The sequence below is a fragment of the Amycolatopsis sp. cmx-8-4 genome, assembly GCF_046548675.1.
Classification (GTDB): domain Bacteria; phylum Actinomycetota; class Actinomycetes; order Mycobacteriales; family Pseudonocardiaceae; genus Amycolatopsis.
The window spans coordinates 180,572-199,220 of the sequence record NZ_JAEBDZ010000015.1; the positions used below are offsets into that span (position 1 = coordinate 180,572).

General features: G+C 72.3%; 13 protein-coding genes. 10 read left to right on the plus strand and 3 right to left on the minus strand.

Annotation, left to right across the window (positions count from 1 at the left end):
- Positions 1 to 65: 65 nt before the first annotated feature.
- From ACLJQZ_RS29585 to ACLJQZ_RS29620, 8 genes are all read left to right on the plus strand, one after another.
- Entirely contained in the window at positions 66 to 926 is an 861-nt protein-coding gene (locus ACLJQZ_RS29585; protein ID WP_410623132.1) for an SCO6745 family protein, read from the plus strand.
- A gap of 455 nt (positions 927 to 1,381) precedes the next feature.
- Positions 1,382 to 1,648, plus strand: a complete 267-nt coding sequence (locus tag ACLJQZ_RS29590) for a hypothetical protein (RefSeq protein WP_247061182.1) — start codon at positions 1,382 to 1,384, stop codon at positions 1,646 to 1,648.
- Between the two features lie 13 nt (positions 1,649 to 1,661).
- Entirely contained in the window at positions 1,662 to 2,141 is a 480-nt protein-coding gene (locus ACLJQZ_RS29595; RefSeq protein ID WP_410623133.1) for a hypothetical protein, read from the plus strand.
- Positions 2,142 to 2,144: 3 nt separating this feature from the next.
- Positions 2,145 to 5,126 carry an ATP-binding protein gene (locus tag ACLJQZ_RS29600; protein ID WP_410623134.1) on the plus strand — a complete coding sequence of 994 codons (2,982 nt, stop codon included), beginning with the start codon at positions 2,145 to 2,147 and terminating at the stop codon, positions 5,124 to 5,126.
- Positions 5,123 to 7,288, plus strand: coding sequence for a magnesium transporter (locus tag ACLJQZ_RS29605; protein WP_410623135.1), 2,166 nt, complete (start codon positions 5,123 to 5,125; stop codon positions 7,286 to 7,288). Before ACLJQZ_RS29600 ends, ACLJQZ_RS29605 begins: the two co-directional genes overlap by 4 nt.
- A gap of 3 nt (positions 7,289 to 7,291) precedes the next feature.
- Positions 7,292 to 7,897: a hypothetical protein gene (locus ACLJQZ_RS29610; protein WP_410623136.1), complete on the plus strand. Its 606-nt coding sequence runs from the start codon at positions 7,292 to 7,294 to the stop codon at positions 7,895 to 7,897.
- A gap of 2 nt (positions 7,898 to 7,899) precedes the next feature.
- Positions 7,900 to 8,901: a C40 family peptidase gene (locus tag ACLJQZ_RS29615; RefSeq protein WP_326955785.1), complete on the plus strand. Its 1,002-nt coding sequence runs from the start codon at positions 7,900 to 7,902 to the stop codon at positions 8,899 to 8,901.
- A gap of 3,446 nt (positions 8,902 to 12,347) precedes the next feature.
- On the plus strand, positions 12,348 to 12,533 hold the full coding sequence (locus tag ACLJQZ_RS29620) for a hypothetical protein (protein ID WP_410623137.1): 186 nt from the start codon (positions 12,348 to 12,350) through the stop codon (positions 12,531 to 12,533).
- Here ACLJQZ_RS29620 and ACLJQZ_RS29625 read toward each other — a convergent pair.
- Positions 12,530 to 13,474, minus strand: coding sequence for an AAA family ATPase (locus tag ACLJQZ_RS29625; RefSeq protein ID WP_410623138.1), 945 nt, complete (start codon positions 13,472 to 13,474; stop codon positions 12,530 to 12,532). The genes ACLJQZ_RS29620 and ACLJQZ_RS29625 overlap by 4 nt on opposite strands.
- Before the next feature lie 129 nt (positions 13,475 to 13,603).
- Here ACLJQZ_RS29625 and ACLJQZ_RS29630 point away from each other — a divergent pair, with 129 nt between their 5' ends.
- Together ACLJQZ_RS29630 and ACLJQZ_RS29635 are read left to right on the plus strand one after the other, a co-directional pair.
- Positions 13,604 to 15,010, plus strand: a complete 1,407-nt coding sequence (locus ACLJQZ_RS29630) for an RNB domain-containing ribonuclease (RefSeq protein ID WP_410623177.1) — start codon at positions 13,604 to 13,606, stop codon at positions 15,008 to 15,010.
- Positions 15,007 to 15,780 carry a helical backbone metal receptor gene (locus ACLJQZ_RS29635; protein WP_410623139.1) on the plus strand — a complete coding sequence of 258 codons (774 nt, stop codon included), beginning with the start codon at positions 15,007 to 15,009 and terminating at the stop codon, positions 15,778 to 15,780. Before ACLJQZ_RS29630 ends, ACLJQZ_RS29635 begins: the two co-directional genes overlap by 4 nt.
- A gap of 22 nt (positions 15,781 to 15,802) precedes the next feature.
- On the opposite strand, the gene ACLJQZ_RS29640 is transcribed toward ACLJQZ_RS29635, so the two are convergent.
- Both ACLJQZ_RS29640 and gabT read right to left on the minus strand, forming a co-directional pair.
- Positions 15,803 to 17,230, minus strand: a complete 1,428-nt coding sequence (locus ACLJQZ_RS29640) for an aldehyde dehydrogenase family protein (protein ID WP_410623140.1) — start codon at positions 17,228 to 17,230, stop codon at positions 15,803 to 15,805.
- The gene (gene gabT, locus ACLJQZ_RS29645; RefSeq protein WP_410623141.1) at positions 17,227 to 18,582 is read right to left on the minus strand and encodes a 4-aminobutyrate--2-oxoglutarate transaminase; all 1,356 of its coding nucleotides are present in this window, start codon (positions 18,580 to 18,582) and stop codon (positions 17,227 to 17,229) included. The genes ACLJQZ_RS29640 and gabT overlap by 4 nt, the downstream gene beginning before the upstream one ends.
- Positions 18,583 to 18,649: the final 67 nt, after the last annotated feature.

The window sequence follows — 18,649 nt, forward strand, 5'->3', positions numbered from 1 at the left end:
AACACTCACGACCGGGGTGTCGCGGAGGCTCGTGCCAAGTGGTTACCCGGGGGTAGGGTGCCCGCATGGCGGGAAACGAGAAGCAGTTCAAGTCGGCTTTCGACTCCTTGCACGCGCTGACCTACTTCGCGCCCGAGGTCGACGCCGCTCTCACCGGGATCGGGCTACGACCGGGGCGGATGCCCTACTTCGCCGGCCGCTCCGCCGCCATGGGGGCCGTCGGCGCCGAGGTCGTCGCGGCCACCTTCTACAACTTCAACCCCGAGGTCGTCGCGCGGGTGATCCCGCGGGCCTGGACGCTGGCCACGCCCGAACAGGTCCTCGAAGCCCGCCTCGACGGTGTCGACAAGGTGCTGACCCGCCTCCTCGGCGACGACACCCTCAAGAGCGAAGAGGTGGCCGAGGCCGCCGAACTCGCCCGGGAGGCCGCGGCCGGCTGCACCGCCGAAGGCCGTCCCCTCTACGCCGCGCACGCGGCGCTGGCCTGGCCCGACCAGCCGCACCTCGCCCTCTGGCACGCCATCACGCTGCTGCGCGAGTACCGCGGCGACGGCCACATCGCCGCGCTCGTGCTCAACGGCCTCGGCAACATCGAGGCGCTGGTCACGCACGTCGCCACCGGCGACGGATTCCTGCCCGCCGTCGCCAAGCTCACCCGGGGCTGGAGCGACGAGCAGTGGGCCGCCGCCGAAGCCGGGCTGACCGGCCGCGGGATCCTCGACGCCGAGGGCGCGCTCACCGAGGCGGGCGTCGCGCTGCGCGACCGGGTCGAGGTCGCCACCGAGGCGGCCGCGACCGGGCCGTGGGACCACCTGGGGCCGGAGAAGACGGCCCGGCTCGAACTGCTGTGCCGCGCCCTCAGCCGCCAGGCCGTCGAGGCGGGCGCCTTCCCGGAAGGCGTGTTCGCCCGGCAGCGGCGCGTCTGAATGGAGCAAGATCACGCTATGTAGTGAAACTTGTGTGAGGTTCTGAACACCTAGTGACGGACGTCCGCGGTCGCCAAGATCGGGATCTTGGCGGACCGGTCCACTGGGCGTCACAGTGTGGACTCCTGCAAGCCCGCCGTTCGGGTCGTGTCACACTGTTTCGGGCCCGGCGACGGTCACAAGCCGGGCACGCAAAGTGAGCGATTCTCTGCCAAGAGAGTGAGTTCGGCACTGCGACAAAAACGATGGGCGGCCGGGCTTTGACCGGAGGACCCTTGCCGCGATGATGGTGGGCGTGGAGATTTCGGGTAACAAGCGCGCCGTCCCGGTTGAGCAGCGAGCCGGTACCTACTCAGCGCGCTTTGACCGCTACCCCTCGTAGCCGCCATGATGTTGTTCGAAGCACTGCCTGAGCCAGAACCGCGCGGCCCCCACCGCGCACCGGGAGTAACGCGATGATGACCTTGACCACCCTCGACACGCTGGCCGCAGGCGAGCTGGGCACCGGAAACGTGCGCCAGTGGCTGCTCGACAACGTCATCCCCCTGGTGCTGCTGTCCGTCGCGCTCCTGCTCCTGTGGCTGGGCGGCGGCAAGGGCGACAACGCCGGCGTGATGCGCAGGCTCGCCGGCGTGGTCATCGCGCTGGCGATCATCGGACTCGCGGTCAGCGGCGCCGGCGTCAACGTCGGCCAGTGGATCGCCGGCCTGTTCACCGGCTGAGGCAGGGGCCCGCGTGCGCATCAGGACTGATGACGAGGTCTACCGGGTCGACGCCGTCTGGCTCGGCCCTCCGAAAGCGACTTTTCCCTGGCGGGCCCGCTACGTCGCGTGGCTCATCGGCATCCCGGTGTTCTTCGTGGTCCTCGGCGTCGAGCGCTGGGCCGGGTGGAGCTTCGGGTTCTTCTCGACGGCTTGGGCGTTCATCGCCACCATCGTGGTGACGCGGCTGCTGACGGCCAAGATCAGCCACGAGCGGCCGCTCGGCACCGTGGTCTCGATGGCCGGGCGCGAGCTCAACACGCCGCGGCAGCTGACCACGGGCACGGGCGGCGCCGTCAGCGCCAGCCGCGTCCGGGTGCGGGCCGAGCGCCCGTTGCCGAAGCACCGTCGGAGACGGCAGTACCGGCACCACGGCGCACAGCCGGGTGCCGTGGTCCAGGGAGCCCCACCACGAGCGCGCCGGAGCCGCAGCGCGGCTCGGGCCGGGAGGTAGTCGTTGTTCGGTCGCGGCGGTAGCCGAGGTAAAGGTCGGGACGCACACTCGGGCGCGTGGCAGCCGCCCGAGCAGGTCCGCGCGACGCGGAACGGTTCGGGCGGCAGCAGCACCAAGGGCCGTCGCCTGCCCGGTGAGCAGGCGATTCCGGCGTACACCCCGTCGATCGCGGTGCGCAGCATCGACGGTCACCTGGTCCGCAGCGGGTACGAGGTCTACGCCTGGTACCGGCTGGCGCCGCAGCGCTGGTCGTTTCGCTCCGACTCGCAGCGCCGCGACCTCGTCGCGGCCATCGCCGGCCAGTACGCCGAGCTGCAGGGCCGCTGGCTGCACCTGCGCGTCACGAACCGGCCGTACCCGATCCGGATGTGGGCCGAGGCGCACGTCTACAACGCGCACGGCCGCCCCAACGACGTCCCGGGCGCGCTGTCGTTCGACGACTACCTGATCGGCGAGCAGCAGCAGCTGATGGGCCGCTCGATGGCCGAAAAAGAGGTCTACCTGGGCGTCCAGGTGCAGACCCGGCGGATGGTCGACCGCGCGGTCGAGCGGGCCGCGCCGGTGCTGCGCAAGATCCTGCCCGAGGCCGTCGACGCCGAGCTGACCGCGCTGGACTCCGAGGTCGAGCACCTCGACCAGGTCATCGGCAGCGCCGGGCTGGAAGGCCGGCCGGTGCACGCCGAGGAGATGTCCTGGCTGATGCACCGCTCGTGCTCGCTGGGCCTGCCCGCGCCGCGGAACATGCCCGCGGTGCCCGGCGCCGCCTGGGAGCCCGAGGACCTGGCCAGCTTCACCGACGCCGCCGACTACTACGCCGACCCGTACGCGCCGACCGTGACCGTCCGCGGCCGCACCGGCTCCAACGCCGGCGTCTCGCGCCACCTGGCGATCCTCACCGTCGGGCAGATGCACGGCCTGCAGATCCCCGAGGTCGACGACCCGTGGATCCAGCACGCCGACCGGCTGCCCGCCGCCGTCGAGGTGTCCGCGCGGATCTACGTCCGGCGCCCCGAAGAGGTCGCCGGCGAGCTGGCGCGCCAGATGAACAAGGTGCGCTCCCAGGTCAAGCACTACACCGACGAGCACGAGCTGGAGCCGCCGCAGTCGCTGTCGCGCCAGGCCGGGCGGGTGCTGGAGATCGACGACGAGATGACGTCGGGCTTCACCGCGCTCGCCACCCGCGTGCGCAGCTGGTGGCGGCTGGCGGTGTCCGGCCCGACCGAGCGGGACGCGCTGCGCCTGGCCCAGCAGCTGCTCGACCTGTACAAGCCGAAGATCGCCATCGAGCACCCGGAGGCCCAGTACGCGCTGGCGCGGGAGTTCATCCCGGGCGAGCCGCTGGCCTCGGCGGCCTACATGCGCCGCGGCTCGGTCGTCTGGGGCGCGTCCGCGGTGCCGACGGCGACCGCGGAGGTCGGCGACCGGCGCGGCATCCTGCTCGGCGAGACCTGCACGGCGACCCGGCGCCCGGTGGCCTGGGACCCGTGGATGGCCCAGGAGATCCGCGACGGCTCGGGCCTGACCGCGATGGTCGCCGGCCTGGGTGCCGGCAAGTCGTTCCTCGGCGGCGGCATCGTCTACAAGACGCTGCGCGCCGGGGCGAGCTGGACACTGCTCGACCCGTCCGGCCCGCTGTCGCGGCTGTGCGACCTGCCGGAGCTGCGGCCCTACGCGCGGCCGATCAACCTGCTCAACGCCCAGCCCGGCATCCTCAACCCGTACCGGGTGGTCGCCGAGCCGCTGATCGAGCACTTCATGGACGAGGACGACCCCGAGCGCTCCTGGCGCCGCGAGAAGGCCCTGGCCGGCGCCACGCGACGGCGTCTCGTGCTGGACGTCCTCACCGGCGTCCTGCCGTACGAGGTGTCGCGGATGGCGCAGACCCGGATCGTGCTGCTGCGCGCGGTCCGCACCGTCGGTGGCCGGTTCGACGCCGACCCGGGCCAGGTGATCGACGCCCTGCGGCGCGACTCGAGCGAGCACCACGAGCACGCGGGCGTCGTCGCGGACTTCCTCGACGAGATGCGCGAGCGGATGGCGCTGCTCATCCCGGAAACCGACGCCGACCCGTACGCCGAAACCCGCGACGACCGGCTGACGGTGCTGACCATGGCCGGGCTGACCCTGCCGAAGGACGGCGTCCCGCGCGAGTACTGGACGGACGCGGAGTCCCTCGGCGTCGAGATGCTGAACCTGGCGGCGTGGCTGACCCAGCGGTCGGTGTATGAGAAGCCGAAGGAGATGCGCAAGGGCGTCTGGATCGACGAGGCGTTCTTCCTGTCCGAGGTGCCGACCGGGCGCGTGCTGATGAACCGCTTCGCGCGTGACTCGCGCAAGTGGAACGTCCGCGTGCTGCTGTCGTCGCAGATCCCGGCGGACTTCCTGAAGATCCAGGGTTTCGTGACCCTGCTGGACTCGGTGTTCGTCGGACGCCTGGACGACGACGACGCCCAGGCGGACGCGCTGCGCCTGCTGAAGGTCCCGGTGGGCGTCGGCTACGAGCAGGTCGTCGCGGCGCTGGGCCGCCGCCCGGGCGCGCAGCAGCGCGGCCTGGAGCGGGACATCGAGCCCCGCCAGTTCATCTTCGGCGACGGCGCGGGCGGCGTGGAGCGCATCCGCGTCGACTTCTCCGGCCCGCACCTGGACCACCTGCGCCGGGTGATGGACACGACGCCGGGCTCGAAGGATGCGGAGAAACCCCGCCGTCCGGGCACGGAACTGGCCCTGCCTCATCCGGAGGAGAAGAAGCCGTTCGTGGCGGCCCCACCGGAAGACGACATCGAGCTGGAGCAGGACTTCGAGCTGGCGGCGGAACTGGAGGTCGGCCTGGCCGACGAGAACCTCCTGGGCGCACCGGACCCGCTGGCCTCGGAAACCGGCGAGGTCCAGGGCGACGTCCAGCAGCCCGCGAACGGCAACGGACACGGTGGGCAGCAACACGCCCGCACGGGCGGGAAGGGCGGCACCGGCCGGGACGCCGCATGAGCACACTGCTGACGCTGGCGGTGCTGCTGACGTTGGCAGCCGGATGGAATGCGCTGAAACGGCGGATCAAGGAAGGCCCGCGACGACCGGGCCGCCGCACACCGAGCCGCAAGGCGACGATGTTCGCCGTCATGCTGGTCCTGGGCCTGCAGGCGATCGCCACGGCCCCGGCAGCCAGCGCGGCCGCGTGCGGTGAGGCGCCGAACCCGGAACGGCCGGGCGCGGGCATGGTCGGTGCCCTCGACCCGCCGGACGGCGTCCACGGTGAGGGTTTCAGCCCGTATCGGGCGTACGGCTACGCCGGCATGGTCTGGGACACGTTCGAAACCGACTGCGGCCCGCTGTCGGGGATCGGCTCGCCGAACTCGGCGATCGACACCTGGGCCGGCAACCAGCTGTTCAGCCTCGGCAAGAACATCGTCGGGGCGACCAACTCGCTGCACTACACGGTCCTGCAGGGCAGTCTGCTCAGCCCGCTCTACAACGCCGTCAAGGCGGGTGCGGACAAGATCTACAACAACATCTACGCCCAGTTGTTCGGCCTGGTCGCCTTGATCATGTCGATCATGATGTTCCGCAACATCTGGCGGGGCGACCTCGCGGCCGTGAGCAAACGTGCCCTCTACGGGCTCGCCGCGGTCTGGCTCGCCGCGTCTTCGCTGGCTCTGTTGCGGTACCTCGACCCGATCGACAACGCGATCGTGCAGACCACGACCAACATCCAGGCCGGCTTCGTCGACGCCGGGCCGCCGACTGCGCCGCCGCCGCAAGATCCGGCGCAGGGCCAGATCTCCTGCCAGAACAAGGGAACCACGGCCGGCCGTCCGACCTGGGACATCCTGCCCACCGACCTGCACTGCCAGATCGTCTACGAGAACTGGCTGCGGGGCGAGTTCGGCTCCGCGACGGCACCACAGGCGCAGCAGTTCGGCGCGCCCCTGCTGGACGCGCGTGCTTTCACCTGGCAGCAGATCCAGCAGGGCGGCGACGGCGATGCCGGTCTCGTGGACGCGAAGAAGGCCGCTTTCAAGGACATCTCCACGAAGCTCGGCCCCGCCACGGGATACTTCACCGGCGAGGCCGGCGGCCGCACCGGTGCCGGGTTCCTTTCGCTCGGCCAAGCGCTCGTGTATTCGCTGTTCCAGTTGCTGGCCAAGGCATCCATCCTGCTCGCGCAGGTGCTGATCCGGCTGTTCGCCTTGACCGCCCCGTTGATCGGCTTGATCGCGCTGCTCCAGCCGCAGGTTCTCCCCCGCGTGCTCAAGGTCGCCGGGGGAGTGGCGTTCAACCTGATCGTGCTCTCGGTGCTCGCCGGTGTGCACATGCTGCTCCTCCAAGCGATCTTCGGTGCCGGGAACTCGCTCAACATGCTCACCCAGATGGTGCTCGCCGGGCTGATCACCGTATTGCTGTTCATGGTCGGCCGCCCCGTGCGACGGCTGTGGCAGATGGTCGAGATGTCGGTCAGCATGGTCGGCGCCGCGGTGCCGTCGCCGAGCGGTGGGATCTTCTCCCGGTTCCGGCGCAACAACAGCGGCCCGACTCCGCAGGACGCGTTCTGGCAGAACGTGCGCGACACCGACGACGCCGTCGACGGCGAGCAGCGCGGGCCGCTCGGCGCGACCGCCGGTGGGGGCCGGTTCCGGCCGGAGGCGACGATCTTCGCCAACGCCCAGCGGCTCGACAACAACGGCACCAGCGCGTCCCGGCCGGCCGCGGCGTGGTCCGGCGCGTGGCCGGGGGCCATCGGCGGTGGCTCCGCCGGCGCCCTGCCTTCGGGCGGCCGCCCGGGTTCTCCGGTGTACGGCCAGTACAACCCGGCCGGCGGTGACCCCGGCGAGTACGTCGTCGTCGGCGCCGGTGGCCGGCCGACCGTGCGGGGTGAGGAAAGCCGCCGCGTCGACACCTCGCCGGTGGCCGACCGGCGCTGGAACGACGAGCCCGAGCCCGTCGTCGTGCCGTCGGACCTTCGCTCGCCCGAAGCCGACTTCAACGGTTACGCCGCGCAGGAAGCGCCGCGGCCGCCGGGGGTGCGCGCGCAGCCGCGCCGCGTCGACCCCGAGGTCGTCGCCGGCAAGCCGGTCTTCGTGCTGTACCGGCCGTCGCGGGGCATCGAAGTCCGTGAAGAACCGCGTGACACCGACCAAGTGATGGGGCGGTGACGGATGCCGATCCGGACCAACCGCGGCCGCGCCGCGGTCTACCGCCGCCTGTGGGGCTTTCCGCTGCGCTCGCCGCGCCACCTCGTCGGGACGCTGGTGTTCCTGGCCATCCTGGTCACCGTGCTCGGCATCGTGGTGCCCAAGGTGATGGGCAAGCAGCCGGCCAAGGCGTCGCCGCTCGCCACCGGCACGACCACCACTTCGGTCACGGCGACGCAGCCGGGCGTGGCCGCGTCGGTGCCGACGTCGAACCTGCCGACGCGCCTGTCCCAGCCCCTGGTCACCCCGACGACGGCGGCGCCGAACGGGGACGCCGTCCGCGTCGCGAAGGAATGGGCCGCGGCCTGGGTGAACCACCCGGCGGGCATCACGTCGGCGCAGTGGCTGGAGCAGCTGAAGCCCTTCACGACCGAGGAGTACCTGCCGGTGATGTCGTCGGTCGACCCGGCGAACGTCCCGGCCACGAAGGTCACCGGTGAGCCGACGGTCGGCACGTCCTACACCAGCTCGGTGCAGCTGACGATCCCCACCGACGGGCCGAAGCTCAGCATCACGGTCGTGAGCACCAACGCGGGCTGGCGGGTCGCCGACTACGACCAGGCGAGCTGACGATGCGGCGGCTGGGGCTGTGGCTGGGACTGGTCGTGTTCGTCGCGATCGGCGCCCTCATCGTCACCGCCGTCGCCGCCAAGGTCGTCATCGACAACCAGCAGGCGCAGGCCCGGGGCGTCTCCCTGACCAGCTGCGACGCCTCGGTCGGCCCGACCCAGCCCGGTGAGGGCGAGCGCGGCACGGTCGACGCGTCGAACCTGGACGACGAGCAGCGCGGCACCGTCGCGCTGATCGTCTCGCTGGGCAAGCAGCGGTCGCTCGCGCCGCGGGCCTGGCAGGTCGCGATCCAGGCCGGCATGACCGAGTCCGGGCTGCACAACCTGACCTACGGCGACCGCGACTCCCTCGGCATCTTCCAGATGCGCCCGTCGATGGGCTGGGGCACGTACGCGCAGGTCACCGACCCGACGTACGAGGTCAACAAGTTCTTCGACGTCCTGCTGGCGGTGCCGGACTGGGAGAACATGCGTCCGGGTGACGCCGCGCAGCGGGTCGAGCGCTCGGGGTTCCCGGACCGGTACCACAAGTGGGAGCCGATGGCGGCGACGCTGGTGGAGAACGTCGGCCAGGTCGTTGACGTCGTCGCCTGCGGCACCGGGCTGGGCCAGCTGCTGCCACCGAGCCAGGCCGCCGCGAAGGCGATCAGTTTCGCGCTGGGCGAGCAGGGGAAGCCGTATGTGTGGGGCGCCACAGGGCCCGGCTCGTACGACTGTTCGGGTCTGATGCTGCGCGCCTACGAGTCGGCCGGGATCATCCTGCCGCGCGTCTCGCGTGATCAGTACCACGCGGGCGCGATGCTGCCGGTGCGCGAGGCGCAGCCCGGTGACCTGCTGTTCCTCGCGAACAATCCGGCGGATCCCAACACGATCCACCACGTGATGATGTACCTCGGTGACGGCAAGGTCGTCGAGGCGCAGCAGACCGGTGTTCCGGTGCACACACGGGCGTTCTCGTTCGATGAGGCCGAAGTGGTGCCGCAGGCGGTCCGGCCCGGCGTTTAGCATGGGTTAAAGCCCCCTTGACATGAGCGGGCCGGCGGATGGGCCGACAACGGAACCGATTCACCCGACGTCGCGGCACCTCCACCAGCAGGCGGCCGCGTACTGGCAGAGGATGAGCACGTGGGACGGAAATTCGGCAAGCGAGGCAAGCCCGGCGGTCCCCAGGACCCCGCGTCGCTGTTCGGCGCGCCCCAGCCGCCGCGGCAGTCGGCTCGCCCCGCCTCCAGCACCCCGCTGGCCGACCAGCTGAGCGTCGGCTACCCCGGCGTCGACCCGGGGTACGTCGTGTTGCCCCGGTCGCTGGCCGAGGGGATGTCCCTGCCGTGGCAGCAGCAGATGGCGGCGCTGCTGGCCCAGTTCCACGCCGAGAACGCGCGCCTGGCGTGGCCGATCTACCGGGTGGTCCCGTCCCGCTACGAAAAGCTGGGTGACCTCGACGAAGAGCAGCTCGCGGAGGCGGGCTACCTGGTCGAGATGGACGCCGACGGCGAGATGGTCTACCGCGAGCGCAGCGGCCGCAAGGTCGAAGACCCGATGAACACGACGGTCCTGGTGTCCAGCCTGGACCCGATCCCCAAGCCGGCGGCGCGTCCCCAGGCCCCGCCGCCGGGAGCGCCGCCGCCACCGGGGCAGGCCCCGGCCGCGATGAACATCGGCCCCGCGCCGGTGTGGCGCACGATGCCGCACGGGCAGCCGGGACAGCCGGCGCCCTCGGGTCAGGCTGGTCCTGCGGTTGCCTCGGGCCAGTCGGCTTCTTCTGGTCAGACGGCTCCCTCAGCTTCCCAGGCCGCTCAGGTCCCCTCGGCTCCGTCGGTTTCTTCCGCTTCCCAGACCGCCCAGCCTCCCTCGGCTCCGTCGGTTCCGGAGTACCAGGCAGGGCGTCCGGCCGGCGCCGAGACGCCCGCTGAGCCACGGCCGGGAGCGGCGGCCCGTCCAGTGGGGTTCGTCGAGCCGCGGCCGGGTCGTCCGGCCGAGACCGAGCCGCCCGCGGGATTCGGGGCGTCGGTCACGGGCCCGGCGTGGGGCCACATGGAGGACGCGTCGCCGAGCCGCCACCGCCCGGACCCCCCGCCGAGCTGGGAGCACCGCGCCCCGGAGCCGGAGTGGTCGGTAGCCGCGGAGCCGGACCTCCCAGGCCCGGCGAAGGCCCCCCACCAGACGGCCCGCCACGCGGCCCCGGAGACATCCGAGCCCGGCGGCCCTCTGCCGCCGTACGTCGGTGAGTCGCGGCATGCACCCCCAGCCGAGCAGCCCGAGGTTCCGGCAGAGTCCGCGCGGCCTGAAGTCGCCCAGCCGGACCTGCCCGCGGGGGAGCCGCTGGCGGCCGCCGTCCAGTCGGATCTCCGCCCGCCGGAAGCGGCTCAGCCGAACCTGCTCGCGGAGGATCGCCACCCGGAGCCGTCCGCCGAATCGGCCCCGAGCGAGCCGGTACCGGCCGACCATCCCGGCCCGGCGCCGGCCGGCTCCGCACCGTCCGACGAGTTCGACCCGGAGCCGTCGGTTGCCGATCCGAAGTCGGAGCCACCGGCCGAACCGGCGCCTCTCACCACGGAGCCGGAACGGACGCCGGAGCCCGAAGCGCCGGTCACGGAGTTCCAGGCCGAACCAGCGCCGGAGCCTGAAGCTCCCGCAGGGGAGTCCCGGACAGAGGCAGCATCGCAACCCGAGGCTGCCGCAACGGAGTTCCGGACGGAACCTGCACCGGATCGCGAGGCTCCTGCCGCGGAGTTCCGGGTCGAGTCGGCGCCGGTACGTGAGGCTCCTGCCGCGGAGTTGGAGGCGGAACCGGCGCTGCAACCTGAACCCGCGGCGGAGGTCCGGACGGAACCTGTGTCGCAGCCTGAAACGACCGCTGAGGACGCGCGGGCAGAACAGGCGCCCGAGGCGACGGCCCAGCCGATGGCGTCCGAGCTCGTGGTGCCGGCTGAGCCGTCCGCTCAGCAGGATGGCGAGTCTCGGTCGCTGCCTGCCGAACAGACGGCACAACCCGGCCGGCCCGTCGAGCCGCCGACGGTCACGCAGGCCGATTCGTATTCCGGTGCACCCGTCGCGGAGCCGGGCCAGTCCGTGCCGGAACCTGACCGGTCCGTCGAGTCGACGTCGGCCTCGCGATCCGAGGCACCCGTTGTGGAGCCCGCCGGGCCGGCGACGGTCACGGATGCCGATCCGGCCTCGTACTCGGACGCGGCCGTTGCGGAGCCTCGTGGCGAGACCACTCCTCCGCAGCGACCAGAGCCGTCTGACTCGCAGGTGCCGCAATCCGAAGAGCCGCCGGCTGCCGCGGGGGTCGATTTGCCGACCTCACTCGCCGGCGATTCCGCTGGGCCGCTTGCCGAGGAAGCCGCGGTGCCGCCCGTTCAGCCGACGACTTCGCAGCCCGTCGCGCCGGCTGGTTGGCGGCCTGGTCAGCCCGCTGTTCCGCAGGCCTGGCAGCCCGGCACACCCGCCGGCCCGGGGGCGCCACAGCCCGGCGGCCTCGTGGTGCCGCACCCGGTGCCTCAGGCCGGTCCGCAGCCCGGGGGACCTCCGCCGCAGCAGCACGGCCAGTCCGCCGTACCGCCGGCCGCGGCGTCTTTGCCGCAGCCGGTTCACCCTGCGGCGCCGCAGGGTGGTCAGCCTGTCGCGCCGCCTCCTGGTCCGCAGCCCGGCTCAGCCACGCCGCCGCAGCCTGGCCAGCCTCAGCAACAGTCAAGTCCGGCCGCACTTCCGACCGCTCAGCCGCAGTCGAGCCCGGTTGTGCTCCCGGCCGCTCAGCCGCGGTCAAGCCCGGCCGCGCTCCCGACCGCTCAGCCGCAGCCCAACCAGGCCGCGCCGCAGCCGCAGACCATCCAAGCTGCGCCGCCGCTCGGTCAGCCGCAGCCGACGCAGGCTGCGCCGCAGCCCGCTCAGCCTCAGCCAAACCAGGCTGCGCCCCAAGCAGGCCAGCCTCAGCCGCCAGCGGGCCAGCCTCAGCCGCCAACGGGCCATTCCCAACCCCAAGCGGGCCAGTCCCAGCCGCCTACCGGCCAGCCTCAGCCGCCGGTAGGCCAGTCCCAGCCGCCCCAGCCGTGGGGTCCGGGTCCGGCCAACGGCCCCACCCGTGGCCAACCCGCCAAGCCCGTCTTCCCCGGTCCTGAATCGACCCCCCAGTCCTTCCCGGCCCGGCACGCCGCCCCGGTGCGGCCCGTCTTCCCGGGGCCGAACTCCACGCCCCCGCCGCCGAGTCCGCAGGCTCCGCCCGTCTTTCCCGGGCGGGAGCCCCAACCCCTCCCGCAGCCGAGTGCGCAGGACGCCGACACTCCTCCGCGCGGTACCGCCATGCCCTCCCGCGGCTGGTTCGACGAGATCGGCGAGCAGCCCGCCGACCCCGAGGAACCGCAGGAGTTCGGGCCCACCGGGCTGCCGACCGAGATCCCCTACCGGTACAAGCGCTGACAGACTCGCCCCGGGATGCCAGGCTTGGGGGCATGGCGAAAGACGCGAACCCGGACCCTGGCTGGTACTACAACACCCGCACCAACCAGGTCGAGCACCTCGAACGCTCCCGCGGCGTCGACCTGCTCGGCCCGTACCCCGATGAGGCCACCGCCCGCCGCGCGCTCGACATCGCGCGGGAACGGACCCGGCGGGCCGACGCCGAAGACGCCGACTAGACCGCGACCTGCGGGCCCAGCACGAACTCGGGGTCCACTTGGGAGACGAGGCCGGCGCCGGCCCAGGCCTTGGCGTTGCGCAGGTGGAATTCGACGGCTTGACGCTGGTAGCGCGCCCAGTCGCGCTGCTCGGCGTCGACCGCCGCGTGCATCGCGCGCAGCGTCGACAGGTTGCGCGGTTCCAGTTCGCCGATCGGGCGGGTCGTACCGCGCTCGGCCGCGCGCACGTGGCCCGAAGCCGACAGCCACCCCAGCAGCGCCCCGCCGACCTGCTCCCGCAGGAACTCGACGTCCTCGTCGTCGGTCACCTTGTTCCCGACCACCACGAGCCGCACGCCGAAGTCGCGCGCGTGGTCGGCGTACTGCCGGTAGACGCCCACGCTGCGCACCGTCGGCTCGCACACCAGGAACGTCACGTCGAACCGCGTGAACAGCCCCGACGCGAAGGCGTCGGCGCCCGCGGTCATGTCCATCACGACGTACTCGCCGTCGACGTCGACCAGGTGGTTCAGCAGCAGCTCCGCCGCGCCGACCTTCGAGTGGTAGCACTTGACGCCGAGGTCGTCCTCGTCGAACTGCCCGGTGACGCCGAGGCGCACACCGCCCAGCTGCCGGAAGCACGTGTCGAACACCGGGTTGTCCTCGAACGGCCTGACCAGCCGTGACCCGCGCCCCGGCGGCGTCGTCTTGATCATCGACGCGGCGTCCGGGATGCGCGGGTTGTCGCCGCGCAGGTAGTCCTTGATCAGGGTCATGTTGTCGCCGAGCGTCGGCCAGGCGAGCGCTTCCTCCTCGGTCGCGCCGAGCGCCACCGCGAGGTGCTGGTTGATGTCGGCGTCGATGGCCAGCACCGGCTTGCCGGCGGCGGCGAGGTACGCGACGAACAACGACGACAGCGTGGTCTTGCCGCTCCCGCCCTTGCCGACGAACGCGATCTTCACGGTCGAGACCCTTCCTGGAAATGAAGACGGTTTTCATTACTGACGCGATCAACGTACACCCGACCGGCCCGCGCCCGATCGGGCGATCATCGGCCTTTCGCGGGTTAGGGTTGGGGGGTGCCTCCCCTCGTGATCAGGACACACTCGGCGGGCGGGGACTTCGGCCCCCTTCGTGCCGAGTTTTCGCTGCCGGAGTCCTTCGGGCCCGAGGTGCTGGCCGAGGCCGAAGCCGCGGTCCTGGATCCCCTGGCCGCGGCCGGGCCCCGGGAGGACGCGACGGACCTGCCGTTCGTCACCATCGACCCGCCCGGCTCCAAGGACCTCGACCAGGCGATGGTCGTCGAACGCACCGCGCACGGCTTCCGCGTGCACTACGCGATCGCCGACCTGGCCGCGTTCGTGCCGCCCGGCGGCGCGCTGGACCGCGAATCGCGCCGGCGCGGGCAGACGCTCTACCTGCCCGACGGCAACGTCCCGCTGCACCCGCCGGTGCTGTCCGAGGGCGCGGCGAGCCTGCTGCCCGGCGAGATCCGGCCCGCGGTGCTCTGGACCATCGAGACCGACGAAGCGGGCGAGCCGACGGCGACCCGGGTGCGCCGCGCGCTGGTCCGGTCCACCGAGCAGTTCGACTACGAGACCGTCCAGGCCGCTCTCGATGCCGGCCACCCGCACCCTTCGGTGGCCGCGCTGCCGGAGCTGGGACGGCGACGGCGGGAGCTGGCTGTCCGGCGCGGCGCCGTCGAGCTGCAGCTGCCCGAGCAGGAGATCAGCGGCGACCCGGACGGCGGCTGGGTGCTCGCCCGCCGTCCGCGCACCGTCGTCGACGCCTGGAACGCCGAGATCTCGCTGCTCACCGGGATGGCCGCGGCGCGGATCATGATCGACGCGAAGATCGGCGTCCTGCGCACGCTGCCCGACCCGGAACCCGAGGCCGTCGACTGGCTGCGCCGCTCCGCCGAAGCGGTCGGCATCGCCTGGCCGGCGGCCGACACCGTCTCGGAGTTCCTGTCCCGGCTCGATCCCCGGCAGCCCGCGTCGATGGCGATCTACGCGGACACGACGCGGTTGCTGCGCGGCGCGGGCTACACGGCCTTCGACGGCGAGCTGCCCGCGCTGACGACGCACGCGGGCATCGGCGGCGCGTACGCGCACGTGACGGCGCCGATCCGGCGGCTGGTCGACCGGTTCGCGACGGAGATCTGCCTCGCGGTTTCGGCCGATCGCGAGGTGCCGGAGTGGGTCCACGCGGCGCTCACGGACGTCCCGGACCGGATGACGGCGTCGGACACCCTCGCCGCGAAGGTCGAGCGGGCGTGCATCGACCAGGTCGAGGCGTGGGTGCTGGCCGAGCACGTCGGCGGCGAGTTCAGCGCCGTCGTGCTGCGGGCGGACGAGAACAAGGCCGAGATCCTCGTCGAGGACCCGACGGTGATGGCCAAGTGCGCGGGGGAGAAGCTGACCGCGGGCGCGCGCATCGGCGTGCGGCTGACCGCGGTGGACGTCGAGAAGCGGAAGGTGTCGTTCGAACGCGCATGAGCCCTCTCGTCGACGATCTCGGGGAGCCGGTGCCCTTGGGCGGTCCCGCGTCCCGGGTGGTGTCGCTGGTGCCGTCGCTGACCGAAGCCGTCGAGGTCAGCGCGCCCGGACGGCTCGCCGGGGCCACGGACTACTGCACTCATCCGTCCACTTTGGACGTTCCGCGGGTCGGCGGGTCGAAGTACCCGAAGCTGGACCAGGTGCTGGACCTGGCGCCCGACCTCGTGCTGGCCAACTCGGAGGAGAACCGCCCGGAGGACGTGGAACTTTTGCGCGCCAACGGGATCCCGGTGTGGGTGATGGAGGCGTCGGCCTCGGTCCCGGCCGCGCTGGGCTCGTTGCGGCGGATCCTGACCCAGGCGTACGACCTGGCGGAGCCGGACTGGCTGGTCGCGGCCGAGGAGATCTGGCGCGAGGTGCGCCCGGTCCGGTTCCGCGCGGTGATCCCGGTGTGGCGCAAGCCGTGGATAGTCCTGGGTCGCGAGACGTTCGCGGGCGACGTCCTGCGCCGGGTCGGCGTGGCGAACGTCTACGCGGCGTCCGAGGAGCGCTACCCGAGGCCGGACGTAGAGGAGCTGCGCGCGCACTTCACGGCGGACGCGGACCTGCTGGTGCTGCCGGACGAGCCGTACCTGTTCACCGAGGACGACGGCCCGGACCACTTCCCGGACGAGCGGTACGTCCTGGTCTCGGGGCGGCACCTCACGTGGTACGGCCCGTCCTTGGTGGACGCGCACGCCGCGCTGCTGGAGGCCCTGCCAAAGCCGTGAAGGTGCCCTTCACGGCTTTCGGCTACAGCGTCAGGCCGGTCAGGACCGTTACCCGCTCCTCCGTGAAGTCCGCCATCGCCGATGCCGGGCCTTCGCGGCCGACGCCCGAGTCCTTCACCCCGCCGTACGGCATCTGGTCGGCTCGGAAGCTCGGGACGTCGCCCACCAGGACCCCGCCGACCTGCAAGGCGGCCGAGACCGAGAACGCCGTCGGGAGGTCTCGCGTGAACACGCCCGCCTGCAGGCCGAAGCGCGACGCGTTGATCCGCGCCACTCCCTCCTCCACCGAGGCGACGCGCACCAGCGAGACCACCGGGCCGAAGACCTCGTCGGCCATCACCGACGCGTCCTCCGGGACGTCCGCGAGCACCGTCGGCTCGAAGGTCGCACCGGACCGCGAACCACCGGTCAGCAAGCGACCGCCCGCGGCAACAGCAGAGGACACCCACGAGGAAACCCGCGCGGCCGCGTCCTCATTGATCATCGGGCCGACGTCGACGCCCTCCGCGCGCGGGTCGCCCGTGCGCAGAGCGCTGACCTGCGAAAGGACCTTTTCGACCAGAGCGTCGTAGACCGAAGTGTGCGCGTACACCCGCTGCACCGAGATGCACGACTGCCCGGCCTGGTACATGGCGAACGTCGCGATGCGCTGGGCCGCGAAGTCGAGGTCCGTCCAATCGGGACAGACCAGGACCGCGCCGTTGCCGCCCAGTTCCAGCGCGACGTGCTTGCGCGGCACGCTGTCGCGGATGCTCCAGCCGACCGGGACCGAGCCGGTGAACGACACCACCGGCAGCCGCGGGTCCTGGACCAGCCGCGACGACGTCTCGTTGTCCACCGGCAGGATCGACCACGAGCCCGCCGGAAGATCCGTCTCGGCAAGGATTTCGCCCAGCAGCAACGCCGTCAGCGGCGTCGCGGGCGCGGGCTTGAGCACGATCGGCGCGCCGACCGCGATCGCCGGGGCCACCTTGTGCGCCACCAGGTTCAGCGGGAAGTTGAACGGCGTGATGCCCAGCACCGGCCCGCGCGGCACGCGCCGGACCAGCGCCAGCCGGCCGGTGCCGCCCGGGTCGGTGTCGAGGCGCTGCAGCTCGCCGGAGAAGCGGCGGGCCTCCTCGGCGGCCCAGCGGAACGTCGACACCGCGCGGCCGACCTCGCCGCGCGCCCACTTCAGTGGCTTGCCGGACTCCGCCGTGATCAGCTGGGCGATCTCCTCGGACCGCTCGCCCAAGGCCCGGGACACGTGGTCCAGCGCGCCGGCGCGGACGTGCGCGGGCAGCGTCGCGAACTCGTCACGGACGTCGTGCGCGGCCTGCACCGCGGCCTCGACGTCCGAAGTGGACGGTACGAAGTGCGAGCCCGCCTCGGAACCGTCATAGGAATGCCGGACAAGAGCGGTAGCGCCGCCGGTCACCGGCTTTCCGGCGACCCAGAAGGGGAAAGTCACGAGCGGGCCTCCGTGCGGACAGCGTGCTCGAGGACCGCGAGGCCCTCGTCGAGCAGGTCGGTGGACAGGGACAGCGGCGGCAGCAGGCGGACGACGTTGCCGTAGGTGCCGCAGGTCAGCACGACGACGCCGGCCCGGTGACAGGCCGCCGCGACGCGCTTGGTCAGGTCGGCGTCGGGTTCGGTCGTGCCGGGCCGCACGAACTCCGCCGCCAGCATCGCGCCGCGGCCGCGGACGTCGCCGATCACTCCGGTCTCCTCGGCCAGCGCGCGCAGCCGCGGCAGGACAACCCCTTCGATACGCTTCGCCGACGCGGCCAGGTTCCCGGCCTTCATCGTCTCGATCGAGCCGAGCGCGGCCGCGCAGGCGATCGGGTTGCCGCCGTACGTACCGCCGAGGCCGCCCGGCGGGACGGCGTCGAGCAGCTCGGCGCGGCCGGTGACGGCGGCGAGGGGCAGGCCGCCCGCGATGCCCTTGGCCGTCGCGACCAGGTCCGGGACGACGTCCTCGTCGTTCGACGCGAACCAGGAACCGGTGCGGCAGAAGCCGGTCTGCACCTCGTCGGCGACGAACACGACACCGTTTTCCGAGCACCAGCGCGACAACGCGGACAGGAAGCCGCGCGCCGGCTCGATGAACCCGCCCTCGCCCTGGATCGGCTCCAGGACAACGGCGGCCACCTGGTCGCCGCCGATCTGCTTCTCGATCCGGTCGATCGCCAGCGCGGCGGCGTCGGAGCCGGAAAGCCCGTCGCGGAACGGGTACGACCCCGGCACGCGGTAGACCTCGGGGGCGAACGGGCCGAAGCCGTGCTTGTAGGGCACCGACTTCGCGGTCATACCCATGGTCAGGTTGGTGCGGCCGTGGTAGGCGTGGTCGAACACGACGACGGCCTGGCGTCCGGTCGCGACGCGCGCGATCTTCACGGCGTTCTCGACGGCTTCCGCGCCGGAGTTGAACAGCACCGACTTCTTCGCGTGGGCACCCGGCGTCAGCTCGGCCAGGGCTTCGCACACCTCGACGTAACCCTCGTACGGCGTGACCATGAAACAGGTGTGGGTGAACAGCCCGGCCTGCTCGCGGACGCGGTCGACGACGGCCTGGACGGAGTGCCCGACGCTGGTCACCGCGATGCCGGAGCCGAGATCGATCAGGACGTTGCCGTCGGCGTCGGTGAGCAGCCCGCCGCTGGCGGAGGTGACGTAGACGGGCAGCACCGAGCTGACCCCGGCGGCGACGGCGTCGGCACGCCGCTGCTGCAGTTCGCGCGAGACGGGACCGGGGATCTCGGTGCGCAGCCGGCGCTGCCGGGGGGCCGGGGCCTGCGGCTCGGCGGTGGTGCTTGCGGTCACGGCGTGCTCCTCCGGACGGGGGTGGACGTCCTCAGGATGAGCTGCCGCGCGGCGGCCGTCAGCTGGC